The 17798-nt window shown below is 41.7% G+C and carries 22 protein-coding genes and 1 pseudogene; 9 read left to right on the top strand and 14 right to left on the bottom strand.

All coding sequences use genetic code 11. From position 1 onward, the window contains the following. Position 1: 1 nt before the first annotated feature. On the bottom strand, positions 2-1000 hold the full coding sequence (locus I4V84_RS16135) for an alpha/beta hydrolase (RefSeq protein WP_195992927.1): 999 nt from the start codon (positions 998-1000) through the stop codon (positions 2-4). A gap of 118 nt (positions 1001-1118) precedes the next feature. Here I4V84_RS16135 and I4V84_RS16130 point away from each other — a divergent pair, with 118 nt between their 5' ends. Further along, on the top strand, positions 1119-1556 hold the full coding sequence (locus I4V84_RS16130; protein WP_195992925.1) for a MerR family transcriptional regulator: 438 nt from the start codon (positions 1119-1121) through the stop codon (positions 1554-1556). Positions 1557-1636: 80 nt separating this feature from the next. Here the strand turns inward: I4V84_RS16130 and I4V84_RS16125 are convergent, their stop codons facing one another. Together I4V84_RS16125 and I4V84_RS16120 are read right to left on the bottom strand one after the other, a co-directional pair. Further along, a complete protein-coding gene (locus I4V84_RS16125; protein ID WP_107001131.1) occupies positions 1637-2173 on the bottom strand; it encodes a TIGR00730 family Rossman fold protein in 537 nt (178 codons plus the stop codon). A 55-nt stretch (positions 2174-2228) separates the two neighbouring features. Beyond that, the gene (locus tag I4V84_RS16120) at positions 2229-2561 is read right to left on the bottom strand and encodes a helix-turn-helix domain-containing protein (RefSeq protein ID WP_195478761.1); all 333 of its coding nucleotides are present in this window, start codon (positions 2559-2561) and stop codon (positions 2229-2231) included. Between the two features lie 142 nt (positions 2562-2703). Between I4V84_RS16120 and I4V84_RS16115 the strand changes: the two genes are divergently transcribed. Then, a complete protein-coding gene (locus I4V84_RS16115) occupies positions 2704-3057 on the top strand; it encodes a cupin domain-containing protein (protein ID WP_195992924.1) in 354 nt (117 codons plus the stop codon). A gap of 166 nt (positions 3058-3223) precedes the next feature. Here I4V84_RS16115 and I4V84_RS16110 read toward each other — a convergent pair whose 3' ends face one another. The 6 genes and pseudogenes from I4V84_RS16110 to I4V84_RS16085 form a co-directional block, all read right to left on the bottom strand. Beyond that, on the bottom strand, positions 3224-4132 hold the full coding sequence (locus I4V84_RS16110) for a radical SAM mobile pair protein B (RefSeq protein ID WP_118577821.1): 909 nt from the start codon (positions 4130-4132) through the stop codon (positions 3224-3226). Beyond that, positions 4120-4809, bottom strand: a complete 690-nt coding sequence (locus tag I4V84_RS16105; protein ID WP_118577820.1) for a radical SAM mobile pair protein A — start codon at positions 4807-4809, stop codon at positions 4120-4122. The genes I4V84_RS16110 and I4V84_RS16105 overlap by 13 nt, the downstream gene beginning before the upstream one ends. Then, a complete protein-coding gene (locus I4V84_RS16100) occupies positions 4806-5237 on the bottom strand; it encodes a radical SAM mobile pair system MarR family transcriptional regulator (protein ID WP_118577819.1) in 432 nt (143 codons plus the stop codon). The genes I4V84_RS16105 and I4V84_RS16100 overlap by 4 nt, the downstream gene beginning before the upstream one ends. Before the next feature lie 107 nt (positions 5238-5344). Then, a pseudogene (locus I4V84_RS16095) lies at positions 5345-5692 on the bottom strand (relaxase/mobilization nuclease domain-containing protein); the annotation flags it as partial. Further along, positions 5653-5982, bottom strand: coding sequence for a MobC family plasmid mobilization relaxosome protein (locus tag I4V84_RS16090; RefSeq protein WP_117854901.1), 330 nt, complete (start codon positions 5980-5982; stop codon positions 5653-5655). The gene I4V84_RS16090 and the pseudogene I4V84_RS16095, both read right to left, overlap by 40 nt. Positions 5983-6200: 218 nt before the next feature. Then, positions 6201-6557 (bottom strand): helix-turn-helix transcriptional regulator, encoded by a 357-nt coding sequence (locus I4V84_RS16085; protein WP_118577818.1) that lies wholly within the window; start codon positions 6555-6557, stop codon positions 6201-6203. 158 nt (positions 6558-6715) lie between these two features. Here I4V84_RS16085 and I4V84_RS16080 point away from each other — a divergent pair, with 158 nt between their 5' ends. The 6 genes from I4V84_RS16080 to I4V84_RS16055 all read left to right on the top strand — a co-directional run bounded on the left by I4V84_RS16080 (position 6716) and on the right by I4V84_RS16055 (position 12032). Continuing rightward, a complete protein-coding gene (locus I4V84_RS16080; protein WP_117524900.1) occupies positions 6716-6904 on the top strand; it encodes a helix-turn-helix domain-containing protein in 189 nt (62 codons plus the stop codon). Position 6905: 1 nt separating this feature from the next. Continuing rightward, positions 6906-7619 carry a LytTR family DNA-binding domain-containing protein gene (locus tag I4V84_RS16075; RefSeq protein WP_118577817.1) on the top strand — a complete coding sequence of 238 codons (714 nt, stop codon included), beginning with the start codon at positions 6906-6908 and terminating at the stop codon, positions 7617-7619. 2 nt (positions 7620-7621) lie between these two features. After that, complete coding sequence (locus tag I4V84_RS16070) at positions 7622-8944, top strand: GHKL domain-containing protein (protein WP_226815829.1); 1323 nt, start codon at positions 7622-7624, stop codon at positions 8942-8944. A gap of 146 nt (positions 8945-9090) precedes the next feature. Next, positions 9091-9834, top strand: coding sequence for a hypothetical protein (locus I4V84_RS16065; RefSeq protein ID WP_272113540.1), 744 nt, complete (start codon positions 9091-9093; stop codon positions 9832-9834). Between the two features lie 9 nt (positions 9835-9843). Further along, positions 9844-11343, top strand: a complete 1500-nt coding sequence (locus I4V84_RS16060; RefSeq protein WP_118577815.1) for a hypothetical protein — start codon at positions 9844-9846, stop codon at positions 11341-11343. An 11-nt stretch (positions 11344-11354) separates the two neighbouring features. Beyond that, the gene (locus I4V84_RS16055) at positions 11355-12032 is read left to right on the top strand and encodes an ABC transporter ATP-binding protein (protein WP_117510587.1); all 678 of its coding nucleotides are present in this window, start codon (positions 11355-11357) and stop codon (positions 12030-12032) included. A gap of 386 nt (positions 12033-12418) precedes the next feature. Here the strand turns inward: I4V84_RS16055 and I4V84_RS16050 are convergent, their stop codons facing one another. The 5 genes from I4V84_RS16050 to I4V84_RS16030 all read right to left on the bottom strand — a co-directional run bounded on the left by I4V84_RS16050 (position 12419) and on the right by I4V84_RS16030 (position 16969). Next, on the bottom strand, positions 12419-12628 hold the full coding sequence (locus I4V84_RS16050) for a stage 0 sporulation protein J (protein ID WP_195478764.1): 210 nt from the start codon (positions 12626-12628) through the stop codon (positions 12419-12421). A 1064-nt stretch (positions 12629-13692) separates the two neighbouring features. Continuing rightward, a complete protein-coding gene (locus tag I4V84_RS16045) occupies positions 13693-15084 on the bottom strand; it encodes a tyrosine-type recombinase/integrase (RefSeq protein ID WP_195992920.1) in 1392 nt (463 codons plus the stop codon). A gap of 1 nt (position 15085) precedes the next feature. Beyond that, on the bottom strand, positions 15086-16075 hold the full coding sequence (locus I4V84_RS16040; protein WP_118565762.1) for a helix-turn-helix domain-containing protein: 990 nt from the start codon (positions 16073-16075) through the stop codon (positions 15086-15088). A 120-nt stretch (positions 16076-16195) separates the two neighbouring features. After that, positions 16196-16372 (bottom strand): helix-turn-helix domain-containing protein, encoded by a 177-nt coding sequence (locus I4V84_RS16035; protein WP_003864535.1) that lies wholly within the window; start codon positions 16370-16372, stop codon positions 16196-16198. A 255-nt stretch (positions 16373-16627) separates the two neighbouring features. After that, positions 16628-16969 (bottom strand): helix-turn-helix domain-containing protein, encoded by a 342-nt coding sequence (locus tag I4V84_RS16030; RefSeq protein ID WP_117499815.1) that lies wholly within the window; start codon positions 16967-16969, stop codon positions 16628-16630. 120 nt (positions 16970-17089) lie between these two features. Here I4V84_RS16030 and I4V84_RS16025 point away from each other — a divergent pair, with 120 nt between their 5' ends. Next, positions 17090-17656, top strand: a complete 567-nt coding sequence (locus tag I4V84_RS16025; protein WP_117499816.1) for a flavin reductase family protein — start codon at positions 17090-17092, stop codon at positions 17654-17656. Positions 17657-17798 lie beyond the last annotated feature (142 nt).

The following is a 17798-nucleotide window of genomic DNA, read 5'->3' as shown; positions in this document are numbered from 1 at the left end:
ATTAACCAACCCCGTTTTCTTTAAAAAATTTCTGGATTTTATCAAATGGGATTACATCCAGATTATCGTAAAGATCTGTATGAACAGCCCCTGGAATTGTCAGCAGCTCTTTATTGGATGTGTACTTGCTGTCCTTGATCATATTTTCATAAGCATCTTTTCCAAAATAATAACTGTGCGCTTTTTCTCCATGAACGATAAGGACTGCACTTCTGATTTCATTACAGTACTTTAATATTGGCTGATTCATAAATGACATACATCCAATACTGTTCCAGCCCCCATTGGAATTCAGGCTCCTTTTATGATAACATCTGCCTTTATAATACTCACTATAATCTTTTACGAAGAGAGGGGCATCTTCGGGAACCGGAAGTGGAACACAACCACCGCTTCTGGAATACTCGCCTTTACGGTATTCTTGTGTTCTGAGGGCATTCAGTGACTGTTTCTTTGCATAACGTGCTTCTTCACTGTCCTCAGAATCAAAGTACCCATTTGCATTTACCCTTGTCATATCATACATGGTAGATGCTACAGTTGCTTTTATTCTTATATCCAATGCAGTTGCGTTAAGAGCCATTCCACCCCATCCGCAGATTCCAATGATTCCTATTTTATCCGTATCCACATCTTCCCGAACAGAAAGAAAATCAACAGCAGCCATGAAATCTTCTGTATTAATATCCGGAGAAGCCATGAATCTTGGATTGCCTCCACTTTCCCCCGTAAAAGAAGGATCAAATGCAATCGTTAAATATCCTTTTTCAGCCATCGTCTGCGCATATAATCCGGAACACTGTTCTTTGATTGCACCAAATGGTCCGCTTACGGCAATCGCAGGATATTTCCCTGACACATTTTTCGGCTTATACAGATCTGCAGCAAGTGTGATTCCATAACGATTTACAAATGTCACTTTCTTATGATCTACTTTTTCACTCTGTGGAAAAGTTTTATCCCATTCAGATACCAACTTTAATTCTTCTGTTTTTAACATATTCAACATCCTCCATATGCAAAATTTCTTGTAATTATACTAACAATAGTATATGATATAAATATCATACAACCTAAAGTTAACTTTAGGTCAAGCATATTTTGAAAGAAGGTTTTTTATGTATACAATCGGTCAGGTCTCTGCAATGTTTGGTCTCCCTGTTTCTACCTTAAGATATTATGACAAGGAAGGTTTTTTCCCTAATCTGGAGCGTAAAGGAAACATCCGTTATTTCAGCGATAATGAGTTGGAAGCGCTTCGTATCATTGAATGTCTGAAGAAATCTGGGCTTGAGATCAAAGATATAAAGCAATTTTTTATCTGGGTATCTGAAGGCAGCGCCAGCTATGAAAAAAGGAAAGAATTATTTGAAGCCAGAAAATCAGCTGTTGAAACTGAAATCCAGGAACTTCAAAAAACTCTCTCCCTCTTAAAATTTAAGTGCTGGTATTATGAAACAGCAATGAAAGATGGTAATGAAGATACGATAAATGCCATGTTACCTGATAAACTTCCAAAAAATATACAGAAACTATATGACAAAGGACATGAATGATTTTTGTTTCTTCTTCAAGCTGGAATTGATCGTGCTCTGTCTTTCGCTAATGCAACTCCATTTTACTGTGCAAACATAAGTTATGCCCGTCTCAAGATTCGCTTTATATCATCCAGATTTTCAACAAAAAAGATTCCCTCCTGTCGCTCGTTAGAAGATAATCCTTTTTCAATCATATGATTTAGAAGTGCTTTCAAATCATCGTAGTAACCGTTCAGGTTGTAGAGAATGCAGGGTGCCTCCAGATGTTTCAAAGACACCTTCGACATTACCTCTGCAATTTCCTCCAATGTTCCCGTGCCGCCCGGGAAGGCAATAAAGGCTTCTCCTAACTCAATCATTTTGTTTTTTCTCTCAGACATATCCTTAGTCACAATCAGTTTTGTCAGTCCATCATGTTGAAACTCATTTTCAATAAAAAAATTCGGCTCAACACCCGTAACATCACCGCCTGCCTTCAATACACTGTCTGCCAATGCTCCCATTAAACCACCTTTAGAACCACCGTAAACAAGTGCATTTCCACTGTTTCCAATCCATGCCCCCAATTCCTCAACTGCTTTTCGTAAGCATGGGTCATTTCCTTCGTTTGCCCCAAGATAAACTGTTATATTCATTAAAAATTTTCTCCTACAACTTCCGATTGTTCGAGCTTTTCAAATACTAACGTACTTAATTCTGTTCAATAAGTGATTTATAGTAGTTACCAAAGTCAGCAAGTGAATTAACAATTGGAAGCATTTTTGTTCCGAGTTCCGTTAATCCGTATTCAACTCTCGGTGGCTGCTCATGGTAATCGTGGCGATATGCCAGTCCATCATTCATCATTTGCCTTAAACTATCTGTCAAAACCTTTTGTGAAATACCATCTATACTTCGTTGTAGCTCATTGAATCTCCATGGGCGCTCTTTCAAGTTACGCAAAATCAGCAGTTTCCATTTTCCTCCGATAAGAGATACTGCTGTTGCAACTGGGCATTCCGGTAATTCTTCTTTTGCTCGCATAATTCTCACCTCCGAGTCTATTGTAACACATTCATTTTTGAGTGTACAGTTACAAAAAGGTGCGTACTTGTTTTTGTATGTGTCTCACACTATACTAATACCAAGCAACCAGAAACTACAAATTAACTATGGAGGTACTATTATGGCAAATTACACAAAAACAACTATTGGAAAGGAAAACCGAATTGAGCTACATGAAAAGTTGTCTTTAACAGGTGCAGAAATCAGTTTAAACGAACTACCTTCAGGAGCAAATGTCCCATTTGTTCATTCTCATAAAGAAAATGAAGAAATCTATGGAATTCTTTCAGGTAACGGCAAAGCCATAATTGATGGAGAAGAAATCAGCCTTTCAACTGGAGACTGGCTAAAGATTGCACCTGCTGCAAAGCGTCAGTTTTTTGCATCCGATATTTCCGGAATTACTTATATCTGCATTCAGGTAAAAGAAAATTCTCTGGAACATTTTACAGCAGAGGACGCCGTAATCGGCTAATTAAAAGTATTTATTTACAAAAATGCACAGTTCTCGATAAGCTAAGAACTGTGCATTTCTTTTTTCTTCAATTTTACAATTTCTCTATTTTTCAAACAAGAATTTCTCGATTTCAAATGGCGATAAATAAATCTCTCCACCATCATCAGTTTAATTTTCATTTAGATTAACGATTTCTTTTTCCTGTATTCTCTGTCCCTCGGATTTCCTCATGATAGAAATAATCTACGATCACCGGATGTCCCTGCGGGACTCTGCCATAAGGCATTTCATTATCCACAAATGGGCAATCATACTTCTTAGCCATTTCCTCAGCTTTTACTTCAAGTGCTTCAAAGTAGCTGCGGTTATGCTTGTTATAGATCTCGTCGTAAAGGGGTACAAGATCAGGATATTTTCCGGCAATATAATCCATAATTGTCTTTTTGAAACCGCCTCGAAGATTGAGATTTTCGAGCCAGAACAGATCGCACTGATCCTTTACCCGCTCAAAGATTGCTTCAAAATCCGTGATACCGGGGAATACCGGGGATACGAAACAGACTGTACGGATACCTGCCTCATATACCTGCTTCATAGCAGCGATACGGTGCTCAATGCTCGAAGCAGAATCCATATCGTTCTTGAAATTTTCATCTAGTGTGTTGATCGACCATGAAACGGTTACACGTCCAAGCTTCTTCAACAGATCAATATCCCGTACCACAAGATCCGACTTTGTGCAGATCAGAATATCTGCGTCACTGCCGATCAGCTGCTCCAGAAGTTTTCTGGTATTCCCGAATTGCTCCTCCTGTGGATTGTAGCCATCTGTCACAGAACCGATGACCACCCGCTGTCCGGCATATTTCTTCGGATTTTTAATTTCTGGCCAATGCTTCACATCAAGGAAAGTGCCCCATTCCTCCTTGTGCCCGGTAAAGCGCTTCATAAAAGAAGCATAGCAATACTTGCAGGCATGTGTACAGCCCACATAGGGATTGACCGAGTAACCGCCTACCGGCAGACTAGACTTAGTCATGATGTTCTTTGTTTCCACCTCACGAATGAGGATTCCATTCATTACTTCTTCCATGATTTCTGTACCTCTAACACTTTATTAAATTCTTCCGGCATTTCCTGAATCATATTTTCATCCCCTATGATAGGGACAAGGTCTTCCTTCATAAACACCGGAATGCCGAGCTTATGTGCCTGGTCCGTCAGAGACCATGCCCATTCCGGCTCCGTATGAATCTTCCTGCTCTGAGCTCCGGTCATGGTGCCGACAACGATCCAATTGATTCCGGAAAGGTCAACTGTGCCGGGATCATCGAATAACGGCTCAAAGGTAACATGGTAATGTTTTGCTCTGACGTTTTTCCGAAGGGCGTCGATACGCCACAGTTCTGCTTTCCTCGTCACCGTAACGCCAAACCATGCGTTTTCCAGATCGGTATCAAAATCCAGCAAATCAGGTCGCTTGGTAAGGAACAGGAACTGATGCTGTGGATTTTCACGGATCTTTGCAAATACCTCGTCTCTCCATTCCGGCTTCCATCCGGAGAGATCGCTCATGCCGGTAAGAAGAAAGTTCTGCGGACGTTTCTTTTCCATCATCTTGAGCTTACCCGGAAAGAATTCAGGGTCAGCGAAGTCATCAATCATATGCCAGCGTTTCACGTTGTTGCGGGCATAGCAATATGCACACCCCACTGTGCAGCCAATGACGATATTCATGTTCTGAATCTGATCTTTGATACAAATACTCATGACTTCTGCCACTCCTCAAGATTCTTTCTGATGCGGTCGAGGCATTCCTCAAACCGGGTAATTTCTTCCTCTGAAAAACCTTTGTAGTAAATACTGCCCATCTCATCAGATACAGAATCGTACTCGCCCTTTAAGGCATGTGCTTTCTCAGTCAGAAACAGGAGTGTTTTCCTTTTGTCCGTTTCAGACTGAACACGGCTTATCAGCCCTTGTTTTTCCATTCTTTCCAGCATCGTAGTAAGAGAAGTTATCGCTAATCCACATTTAATCGAGAGTGACCTGATTGAGATTCCATCTTCCTGCCACAGTACATAAAGAATACGCCCTTGGGCTCCGTTAAACGCATCAATATTCTTTTCGCTGAGAATCTTCTCAAAGATTCGATCTCCAAGTTGTTTTATTTTGGTAACAAGAAATCCGCCATTCATTTTCGCACAAAAACTCCTATATAGTATATTATCAAATAATACTATATAGGAGTTTTACTGTCAACAGTTTGTATGTCTAAGTAGAAGTAAATACCGATTTGCACCTCAACCGCATTAAAAATCAGGTGGTTATGAACATGTTCTTTGTCTATATGGGTGGTAAGCACAAACTCATACTTGCCGCCCAGGATTTCTTTTGCAAGCTCCATGCCGATCTCATGGGCCTGCTCCGGCGTGACCTCCCCAGGTTGAAAGGCTTGGATCAGGTGGCGGCCCAGGTTCGTTCCCTTGTCGATGGCGTGGCGGCGGGTCCAGGAAAATTCGATATCCGCGGTTTCGGCGGCGCAGCCATGGGCGGATACAAGCAGCTTTCCATCCGTCTTTTCTGGGTTGCAGATATAGTCAATGGCCGCTTTCAGCGTTGACTTGATAGGATGCGTCTTTGTAACTGCCATATCTCATCCAGCCTTTCCCGTATCTCCTCCATGTCGGCCTGATACGCAGGGCCTCCGGCATTGATCCGCTTGGCAATCTGGTTGATATTCCGGCCGATGGCGGAAAGTTCCGAGGTAAACGCTTTGATCTCCGTGGTGTCGGTGTAGATGATATATCCGTCAATCGCCATCTTCCGCAGGTAGGCGCCATAGCGCCGGGTGGGGAGCTGGGCCATCTTCTTGTCAATGAGGCGTTTTTCTTCCTCCGTGACATAAAACTTCATCTGAATATTTCGCTTTCGATTTGCCATGCGCCGCCTCCGTTCTTTATAAGGGTTTGGGATTATCCCAACAAGCAGAAATTTCGCAAGTGGGTACTCACTTGCTGTGCTTGCTATCGTTTCTTTTCTCGTACCTAAGTAATACCAAAACCTTCACTTTTGCTACCAAAACGCAAAGAAAAAAACGCTACAAACTTTATCCGTTCATAGCGTCTGTTAGTTCCTATTCAGTTGTGCCGGGAGCATGGTCACTCCCCCTTTTCTCTGGCGCCCAACACGGCCTGTACGGTGGCAATGATGATCCCGATCTCCCGATCGGTCAATTCATCTGCCAGGACGTCAAGCTGCCGGCGCGCCGTGGATTTCCCATCTGCCGTATCCCCAAAGAGAAGTTGATCCACGGAGATGTGATAGCGGGACATGAGCTCAAAAAAGATTTGGAGGCTCGGATGTCGCCTCTTGTTCTCAATATTGGCGAGATAGCGGGGAGAAAGATATATCTCGTCCCCCACTTTGTTGCGGGACTCTTTTTGCCCCGTCCGTGCTGCTTTTATTGCTGCCCCATAAGGGCGAAAGTCAATTTTCTGTACTGGTCTCTTTGCCATATTCATTCACCAAACTACATTTTACAGTTCATCTTTCTTTCTGGATATGTCTTTATAGTTCCCGTTATTAGCTAAAATAATTCATATTTTAGCCTTGATATTATACGGATTTCCGTACATAATTATACTGATAGAGTTTAGAGAAAGGGCGGATGAAGATGGAGTATATGTCCTGTCCCGAAGCAGCGAAAAAGTGGGGCATTTCTGAAAGGCGGGTACAGCGGCTTTGTGAGGATGCCCGCATACCTGGCATTTCAAAAATCGGTTATATGTGGCTTATACCAAAGGCAGCAGATAAGCCAGTAGATAAACGGCAAAAACAAAAGAAAGGCGGCGAGAAATTGTAACATGAGTAAGGTGCTATTAGTAGAAGATAATACAAGTGCAGTAAAGAAAATTGTGCGTTATATTGACAATATATCTGCCGATCTTGAGGTACATTCTGTTTCCGAGGCCGGAGAAGCTTTGCAATATGCAAAAGCGAACGATGTTTCCCTTTTTATCCTTGATATTCAGTTAGAGGACTATAAAGGAACCAGCTTAGCAAAGCAGCTCCGCGAATTGCCGGAATATAAATATACGCCGATTATTTTTGAAACGGCATTGGCAGGAGAAGAACTTTCAGCTTATCGAGATGTGAAGTGTTACAGTTTTCTTGTAAAGCCATTTGGCGAAGAAGAATTTGTAACGGCATTTCGTGACGCGTTGGGATTGTCTAAACAGATGAGCCAACAAGCAAAAACCATTCAGATTGAGCAAAAGCAATTTATCTTAGAATATGTTACACAGGATATTGCCTATATCGAAGCCTTTGGAAAAAAACTTGTGATCCATACCAGTAGCCGTCTGTCCGGCATCAAAGAAGATACGATTTCCGGGTACACTTTGTCTGGTTTATTGGCGTTGCTTGATGATCCAGCATTTGTTCAGTGCCATAAGAGTTATGTCGTGAACAAATCCCATATTGAGAAAATTGACAAATCCGAGCGGAAGATTTTTCTGAAAGGATTTACAGATACAATCCCCATCGGAAATAAATATCAGGCCGAATTATGGGGGTAAACATGAACTTTCTAATGAATCTGATACAGTTAGGATTGGATGTGGGAATACTGGCTCTCTGCTGTGAAGCCGTTTTCCGGCAAAAATCAGAAATAAAGGCAAAAGATTTTCTCATTTTTCCCATTCTTCTTGTTCTTTGTGTTGTACCGAGAGTGGATTTTTCTGTCGGAGCAAATATGACGGCATCTTTCCGCAGTGAAGGCTTTGAAATACTACCAGCAGACAATATTGTTGGATTGCTGTTTTTGATTTTTGCAGTATTGTTGTTGAGCAGTATTTTCTTCGGCTCCAAATCCAGCGGAACGGTTTTCTGCGGCACAATGGCGGCCTTCTCCATTTTCCTGTTCGTCAAATGCCTGTGCGCGGTTCTTTTTGCTGTCTGCGGAGCTACGGATATTTTACTCCTGTTGGGCAGCCGTATAGCGGCGTTGTGCCTTATAGTCGTACTGGAGTTCACGCCACTTTTCGGCTTGATCCATCAGCTCGTCCAAAGAAGCGATTTCACAGTTCTGATCGTATCTGCCAATATCTCTGTCCTTCTCATGGCAGTGCTTTCTATCCTCTCTTTTGATGTGGATAGAATTCTTTCCCATCTGTGGGTGATTATAATTCTGATCCTTGCGGTGTTGCTGCTGGACAGTATATTGCTGTTCCTACATCAGCGTCGGACGCAGGAGCAAAAGCGAATCCACATGATTGAGCAGTATGTGCCTATTGTAGAAGAATTGATCTCACAGGTTAGGGCAAGGCAGCATGAATTTAATAACCGGATGATGGCGATTGAAGCTGCCGTTGCCTCTGCTGATACTTTAGAAGAAGCCCGGAAAGAAGTAGCAGATCTTACAGGAAGTATTGGAATCAGTCTTAATGATCGGGAACTGCTCTCATGCGACAGCAAAATGATTGCCGGGATGCTGTTTGGAAAAATAAAGCAGGCAGAAGTGGCAAATCTTCACATAGAATTATCCTTACACGGTCTTTTCAAGAAAACCGTCACCCCGGAAACAGAATGGATCGAGGCCATTGGAATTTTATTGGACAATGCAATCGAGGCTTCACCGAAAGGAAGTACGGTTTTTTTATCCAGTAAGAAACAGGGGGACTTTCTGGAGTTGACAGTTTCCAATCCGGCTCCGCCGCTGTCAAATACTGAATTTATGGCCTTGTTTGGAAAAGGTGTAACTACAAAGGCAAATCGGGACGGCCACGGCTTTGGCCTGTATAACATCCTACGCATGACGGAACGGTATCATGGAAAAATCCTGACCCGTAACGAATCCATTTTGAATGAAAATTATGTTGTCTTTGGCGTACTCATGCCATAAAAAAGGGTATGAACGAGGGTTTTAAGGGAACGAAATTTATCTTGTTCCCTTAAAACCCTCTCTTGTTTCCGGGCTATTGAAGCGCCTAAAAGAGTTCGATATACTGGAAAAAACAAAGAAAGGGATGAATGAATATGATAGGCCTTGTGAGAAATGAGTGGAAAAAAGTTTTTCTGCCGGTGCTATTGACAACAGTTCTTCTGGCAATCGCCATGAGTGTGTTGTCCTGCACAATTTATCAAAACTATACACTACACTACGATTTAGAGGCATGGGAAGTTGGAACAGAGCTGTTTTCTCTGCTTTATCCGCTGTTTGTTGTGGTGCCGCTATGCTGGAATTTGTATTACGAGCGCAAAAACAACTTCCTGCTCTATGTCATGCCGCGAGTGAAAATTAAGAAGTACCTGACTGCCAAATGGATTGCGTATGCACTGGGAACCCTTTGTATTATTGTAATCCCTTATATACTATCGGCGGTGTTTGCCCTCTATGTAAAAACGCCCGTGGTTCCTTTCGTTGAAAATCCGTTTCGCCATGTATTTGAAAACGCGTTTATAAAGACCCCGCTGTTATATGCAGTTGTCCTGTCCCTTTGGAGAGGCATCGTCAGCCTTTTTGTAATGACCTTCGGTTTTGTCCTCGCTTTATACTGCAAGAACATTTTTGTGATCCTTACCGGGCCGTTTATGTATTCCATTTTAGAAAACTTCGTTCTGGCGATTCTCCGCTTGGAGAGACTGCGGCTGGTCGTAGCTTTTGATCCCACAACAGTCGATCCAAAGGTCGTATCGATCTCCTCTTTCCTCTTTGGCCCAATCGTTTTAAGCATTGTGATTGGCCTGACAGCGTTTCTCCTTTCTAAGAAAAATGCTATCGTAACCATTTAGGAGTCCGTTATGATTGCGCTTATCAGAAAAAATCTCCGTTTGTGGGGATATGGAAAGTCGCTTGCCCTATTTGCCGGATGTATACTTTTTTCCATCAGCGGGAGGTTAAACGGAGGTATTGCATACGAGCGGCACATCTTGTCGGCGGTATCAGACCATTACTATCTGACCTATTTTGTGCTGCCGATTGTACTGTTAAGCTGCTTTTCCTTTATTGATGACGACGGAGAGCCAGTAATCTTACGGTTTCAAAGTTACCATTCTTATTTTCTGAAAAAATGGATTGGGGTCGGTTTGATTGCAGTCATTCTGACGGCTGTTCAAACTGGGGCAATTCTTCTGTCTGGTATAGGATTACCTTTAGGCAACGAATGGAACCTTGCTGCGGGTGCAACGGAAGCCGAGTTATTTTCCACTCTGGAACAGCTTTTTGCCAGTCCCTTGCAGGCGTTTGTCTGTTTTACCCTCTATCAGCTTATTGGAAGTTGGCTCATATTTGGAATCTGTATGTGGATTGGACATTTCACTGGGAGAAAGTGGACGATTCGAATTGTAATCGTTCTTTATGTCCTCTCGGCTGTGTGGATCAAGCTTCCGGCAATTCAAAATATTCCGCTGACGAGTTTTAATCATTTGCTGATTTTACACCACAATTTGGGCGTGCCCCATCGTTTAGAGATAACTGCCTTTACTTTGCTGCTCATTGTTTTGATAATTGCTATATCTATTCGGTTTGCGTGGCGGGGACAGTTGCCGCATATACCGTTGTCCCACCGTGGTATAGCTGGCTACTATTTCCATGCGCTCATGATCCCTCGTAATCTGCTGATTCTTTTAGGTGTTGTGTTGGGAGTTTCGATTTACAAAGGCTTAGGCAATGGCACCGCCCTATCAGGATTGGAATGGATTTATGCCCTGTTTGCAGGACATGGAACCGGATATTTTCAAGTTTTACCTTTTCTTGAACTGCTGATTACCGGCGGTGTGCCCCTTTACCTGCTTGCCGCTTTTGTGGAGCAAACAGTGAACGGGCAATCTATATTTGTTTCTGTGCGCTCGAAGGGCCGCAGGCATTTGATGAAGAGCATTTTATTGGTCAGCATAAAGTTTCTCATGGTATATGCAATCTTTTGGCTTATGGCTGGCCTTATAGGGGCATCCCTATTCAGCACTGGATTAACAATCGTTTCTTTCAGATTCCTGCTCTATGCGGTTTTGATGAAGTGCCTTGATATATTGGCGCAATATCTGATTATGCTCGGCATCTACATTGCCACAAGACAGGTTACAATCGGTTTCCTTGTGTTAGTGGCGGGAAATCTGCTCTGTGTCCTTCCGGGGAATTGGGTAGCTTATTCGCCTTTTGGCCTTTCCAGCCTGACAAGAATTTCTGTTGTGGAACCGGGAATTGGAATTTCCGCTGTGTCCGCCTTTGGGATAGAGGCCGCTATTTTAACGCTGATGATTGCAGGAATCCTTATGTGTGGCTACAAGAAAATATTGAATTAGGAGGACAGAATATGAGTTCATATATTGAAGTGAAAAATGTATCAAAAAGTTTTGGTGGCAAGGCAATTCTTCAAGACGTTTCACTGTCCATAGAACAGGGAACAGCTGTTGGTTTGGTTGGCGCTAACGGCAGCGGAAAGTCGGTGCTGTTCAAGATTTTATGCGGTTTCGAGAAGCCTGATCGGGGCAGTGTTTATGTGCGCGGAAAACAGCTTGGTAAAAATGGCCGCGACTTCCCCGAAAGTTTGGGAGTATTTATCAATTCCCCCGGGTTTATTGGCATTTACAGTGGTTTTCAAAATCTGAAATTTCTTGCGGACATTCAAGGGAAAATTGGAGAAAAAGAAATCCGACAGGCCATGGGCAAAGTGGGGCTTGACCCTGATAATAAAACGAAAGTAGACAATTATTCTCTTGGTATGAAGCAGAAACTGGGGATTGCACAGGCAATTATGGAGGGGCAGGATATTCTGATTTTGGATGAGCCTTTTAACGCATTGGACTACAAAACCTATGAGGATGTAAAGGCCATCATCCGTATGCTGAAAGCGGAAGGCAAGACCATTTTTCTGACTTCACACCATTTCAAAGACATTGAACAGCTATGCGATCAGGTGTACTCGATTGAAGATTGCAGACTAATTCCGATTACGGAGGAAATTGCTGCCCGCTATAGAGAGATGGAATAACCCGTTAAAAGCAATAAGAAAGGTAGCTGCCGGACGGCGGCAAAGAAAAAAAGTCGTCGTCCAGCAGTCCTATCAACACGCCTATAAGAAACGGCGGCTTTGAATTTCAGAGCCGCCGTTTCTTTGCGCTTGCACAAACCAATGACGACCTACAGGGACACGGTAGCCAATAGGAGGTAATATTGCCGTGTTCATTTTTGCCTTCAACAATCTGCCTAATATTTTACGGTCAAAAAAAGCTCATATCCTCCATGGGGGTATTCTGGGCATGAGTATGAACATAAAAATCATGTAAATAGATTTTATAATTCCTCTGCGCCTGTCTGCGTTTTGCAGGCAGGCGCTTTTTGCTGTTTATGTGAGCCTTCTCCATGTAGGGAAGCCTTTCATAAAAACTTTCTTCCCTCTGCGGTTGCCAAAATCGCAAGCCTTAGCGGATTTAAAATGCCATACTTCTCAATGCTTTCCTGCAGAAGAAACATTTCCTTATCATCTTTCACTTGAAACGGATGCTCTTTGAATGGACGAAGACGCTCAATCTCAATTTCTATGATTCTTTCTTCGTTTTCTCCTGATTGTCTGTTTGGCTCAGTCATCTTGACTCCTTTTCTCCAGGATTCAGGAAATAAAAAATGCCTGCCTGGAACTTTTATAGATAGTAAAGTTCCAAACAGACATTGCTGTTTGACCATTAGCTGTAGCTAATAGAATTGAATACTGTTTCAGCTAATTCATGTTTGCAGGTTTGGGAGAGATTGTTTCTTTTCCCGCCTTTTCTCTGATTTACATCCCCGAATAAAGGGTGATAACGGAGCGGAACCCAAATGTTAGCTGGACTTCTTAAAACCCATGTTTGCAAACCGGTAATTTTGATTAGCTGTCAGCTAACAAAAATCGGATTGCGTTAGCTGGAAATTGATCATTTTGAATGGAATTTTGTGTCACGAACGTGATTTGAAAATAACAAAAGCGTTCGTTGTCAGCTAATCCAGCTAACATTTTCGAACGCTTTGAAGCCCGTCGCCAAGAGGATTTGAACCTCCGACCCCTCGCTTAGGAGAGCTCCAACCTATTGTCACTCTCTGTCAATCTGAGGTAAGGTAAACCCATATGGGACACTATTAAAAACTGTTTCCGATTCAATTTGAGTTATTCTGAATACCCCCTCTGTCAAGCTCTGTAAAGCTCTGAAAGTTAGCTGATTGTTTGCTCCAGCTAATAATCGGGGAATGCCTTGATATTACCATCGACATCTGTTATATGACCACCATGCTTCGTACGTTCGATCATGGTAAACAGTATTCAATTAAACTTCCTATCGAAAGCACAAGATATTTTCTTGTCTACAATTAATATACCGCATACGAGACGGTTTGTCCATGCGTTTTTGACTGGCAAATTTTATTCATTAAAAATTTCTGTAACCTTTTCTGTAACGGAATCGAAGAACTTCTAAAAGTCTTTTCTGTTCATCTACATTGGCTTCGAGAAATAATTCCTGTCTGCCTTGTGTTCGTGTATGCTACCAACTATTTGAATTTAAAGATTCATTTATTGATTCATTTGAAGCTTTATTTGTATTATTATTCCGATACTTATTTCTTATATCGTTGCGAATCGTTTTTTCACTAAAATTACACTATTTTTTCACTATTTTTCATTACTTCATCGTCTTCGCCAGTGAATTGAGCAATGCCCGCATCTCTGGATTTGCCAACACTTTTGCCAGAAGTTCCGGATCGATTTCATCAGCAACAGTTGCATTATTATTTTCCTGCTGTACATGCATCTGTGGATCCAGATTCTTCTTCTCATAAAATGCTTCTTCAAAAAGCTCTGCATTTTTCCTTCGGTCATCATCCAGAATATGAGAGTACACATCCGTAACCATATTGACCTGAGCATGGCCGGAATCACCCTGTACCGCCTTGATGTCTCCACCATTCAATTTCAGCTTATAAGTAACGCTGCTATGACGGAAACTGTGAAATACAACCGGTGGGAGATTATAGTCCTCGATCAGTTTTTTTAAAGGACCACGGATTGCTCCATCTCCGAGAGGAAGCCCAAAGGTACTTGCCATAACCAGGTTATAGTCCATATATTCATCACCAAGAATTTCTTTCATTTCATCTTGCTCAGCTTTCCAGTCTACCAGCATATTAGCAACGCTCTTCGGTAAGAATATTTTACGCACACTGCTTTCTGTCTTCGGTGTTTTCAGAATACGGACCGTAGAATTCTTCTTATGATTTGTCGGAAATACCAACAACACATCTTTTCCATCCAATGCATTTAAAGATTCTTTTCTTATACGCTGTGATTCTTTGTTGATGAAGACATATGCACGGTTTTCTTCAATTGCCTCATGAGAAATATCTACACAATCCCAGGTAAGACCAAGCAGCTCACCAAGTCGCAGGGAACATGAGAAAGATAGATTAATTGCGAGCTTTAATCGTTCATCTTCACAGACACTGAGCGCATACATCAATGTATCCGCTGTCCAGATGTCTCTTTTTTGTGATTTATGTTTTGGTACAGTTGCATGAGTACAGGGATTCTTCTCCATCAATTCCCATTTCACTGCCTGCTCAAAACAGTTCCTAAGTAGCTTATTAACATCCCTGACCGTACTGGACGATACAAATTCATTTCGACTGGTTTTATTTAATGGATTGATAACAGCACGCTTCTTTAAAAGACTCTGATAATATCTTTCGATAAATCTGGTATTAATCTCTGACAGCTTTGCATCACCAATAACCGGAAGAATATAGTTATTGATAAGAGAGACATTTCCTTCATATGTAGAAAGTGCCCAGTTTTCTTTTCCATACAATGCAACATATTCTGTAATAAGCTCATCCAGTGTTTTGCATTTACGAACGACAAATGATCCCATCTCTTTTTTATATTCAATTTCTTTTTTTCTTCTCTTTGCTTCGGCTTTTGTTTCATAGGTTTCCCATTTCTGTTTTCTCTCGCCTTTTTCATTCGTATAGGAATAGATTACATTGAATTTTCCGTTTCGTTCTCTTATTGATGCCATATTATTGCATGCTCCTTTCCAAATCTCTTTGTTCCATCCAGTCCTCAAATTCATCCCGAAGGATCCTAACTCGACTGCCAACTTTTATTACTGTGAACTTCCCTTTATCCGCCCACTTGTTGATCATGCTTCTGCTGACCTTTGCCAGATAGGAAGCTTCATCAAAAGTAAGATACTTTATATTTCCATTGCTTCCTCGTATTCCGGTCTGTGATAATTTCTTCCGCCGGAAATTAGCCAGGGCAATATTTTGTTCCTGTGCAAGTTCTTCATAATCATTCGATGGATCCAGCTTATACCGATCCTGACCTTCCAGGAATTTTCGAAAACTCTCTTTTGTGATCCTTTTCTTTTCTGCAATCACAATGAATTCAAAAAAATGATTATACTTTGGATTATCAAGAATTGTATATACTGCGCTTCTGGTTGTTCCAAGCAGCTGTGCCATCTCAGGCATCGTAATTGTTGCATCTTCCAGAAGAGCGTCTTTTTTTCTGTCTTCCTTTGTTCGATACCGGGACTGGCTTTTATACCAGTTCTGAAAAGATTCTTTTGGTATTCGTTTCCAGTAATCGACAATAACAGCTTCCATTTGATTTTTCTTGAGTAAATCATAAACAAGATACTCATCAACACCCAACAGATCCGCAACTTCCTTAACGGAATAGGACCAGGATTTCAATTCTTTCCCTGGTTCTTCTCCGGTAACTTTATGGTATTTAATCTGATTGGCGTACCATTTTTCAAAGCTGGCAATATTGATTCGTATCTTTCCAGCAATCTCTTTAGATTCAAAAACATTTTTATGCACCAGCCAGTATCGATCTGTCTTTTTTAATCCCAGCAGCTTTCCCATTTCCGGCACGGTCATCCAGGTTCTCTTTTGTGTCGGACGCCGTTTGTAAGGACTGTCTTCTGATATCTTTGAAATGATCTCTTCAACATCGTCCATTTCCGGAACTTCTTTTTGTTTCATAATTGCTGTTGCCATTTATTCTTCACTTCCTGTCTTTTTTAGTGTTAGTGTTTTTTCTTATATCATATCTCAAATCCAGATAAAAATTTAGGATGTCGATTGCAGACAAAATCTGCCTGATCAACACCCTGTTTTTTATTGTTCCAAGTTATCGAGCCAGTCATCGAAACTCTTCTTAGAGATGCGATACTTTCCGCCATCCAACTGGATCCATCGGAATTCCTTTTTCTTTAAAAGGTTATAAATAGTAGGTCTGCTGACTCCTAAGATTTCCTGTAACTCTTGAACTGTATAACATCTTTTTTCTGACATTTCTTTATCCTCTTTTCTTTGAAATATGAAAGAAAAATTATCCCTTCATATAACGAAACGCTCAGAGCATGTTTTACAGTGGTCAAAAGCAAATTTTTTTACTTTTTTCTTACGAGTTTTCTTTAATGCAACTCGTAACATTAGATTTTTACATTTTTCATGAAATTAAGTAAAGAAAAAGAGCATATGGAATTGAATCCATACACTCTATGATTACTGGAACTTTATTTCATTTTTAATTCAACAAACTTGAAGTTATCTCTCTGTCAGTCGATTTTCCTCGCCCCAGACACAGAGCTGATCCAGCACCTTCATCAGCGACTTTCCACGTTTAGACAAGGAGTACTCCACTTTCGGTGGAATCTGCGGATACTCGGTACGGATAATCAGTCTATCTGCTTCCAGTTCCTTGAGATTCGTGCTGAGAGTCTTGTCGGAAATGGTTTTCAGATACCGTTTCAGTTCATTGAATCGCACCGTCTCAAACTCCATCAGGCAGTAAAGAATGACCATCTTGTGCTTGCCGGAGATCAGCGACAGTGTGTAGGCAAAGCCGGTGTCCTCGAAATTGGCGTTCTCAATATAATTTTTTATCATTTCACTTTCTCCTAAGATAGTACCTATCATAATTATCAGTACTTGAATTTATAATTTGCATGGATATAATTATAAGCAGGATGAATAGTCCTGTCAATATGATCACAAGGAGGAGTTATCATGAGAACAAAACTGAAAATTACCGAAGGCATTTTCCCCATGCCTGTTCTGATGGTTGCAACTTACAACGAGGACGGCAGCGTCAATGTCATGAACGCCGCATGGGGCACTATGCAGGAGCGGGACACCGTTGTTCTGAACCTTACCGAGACACACAAGACTGTACAGAACATCAAGGCACGGGGAGCATTCACCGTCAGCATTGCCGATGCTGCCCACATAGTGGAAGCAGACTATTTCGGCGTAGAGTCCGGAAATAAAGTCGCCGATAAATTTGCCCGCAGCGGTCTGACCGCCAGCAAAGCAGAAACAGTAGATGCCCCTGTCATCAACGAGTTCCCGATCTGCCTGGAGTGCAGGTTTATCGAGTATCAGAACAATGAATACGGATGTGGCGTCATCGGCAAGGTGGTCAATGTCACTGCCGATGAGAGCGTTATGGTGGATGGAAAAATTGATATGTCTAAGGTCAACGCCATCGCATTTGACCCCTACACCCACGGCTATTATAAAGTCACTGAGCGTGTGGGCGAAGCATTCCGGGATGGCTTAAAGCTGAAAAAGTAAGGTATGCAGAAAAGGAGCTTTCGCATAAGCGAAGGCTCCTTCTTAAAATATGTGGATTTCACAAATTCCGATTGAACAAAATCGCTGCGCGATGGCCTGCCAAGGCTGTGGCGCAGTTTTATTTTTATTAAAAAAGCAGTGG

Origin of the sequence: Ruminococcus sp. 1001713B170207_170306_F1, assembly GCF_015668065.1 — a bacterium.
GTDB lineage: Bacteria > Bacillota > Clostridia > Lachnospirales > Lachnospiraceae > Blautia_A > Blautia_A faecis.
The sequence above is the reverse complement of the archived record's forward strand: the minus strand, read 5'-3'. Positions and strand labels throughout refer to the sequence as shown.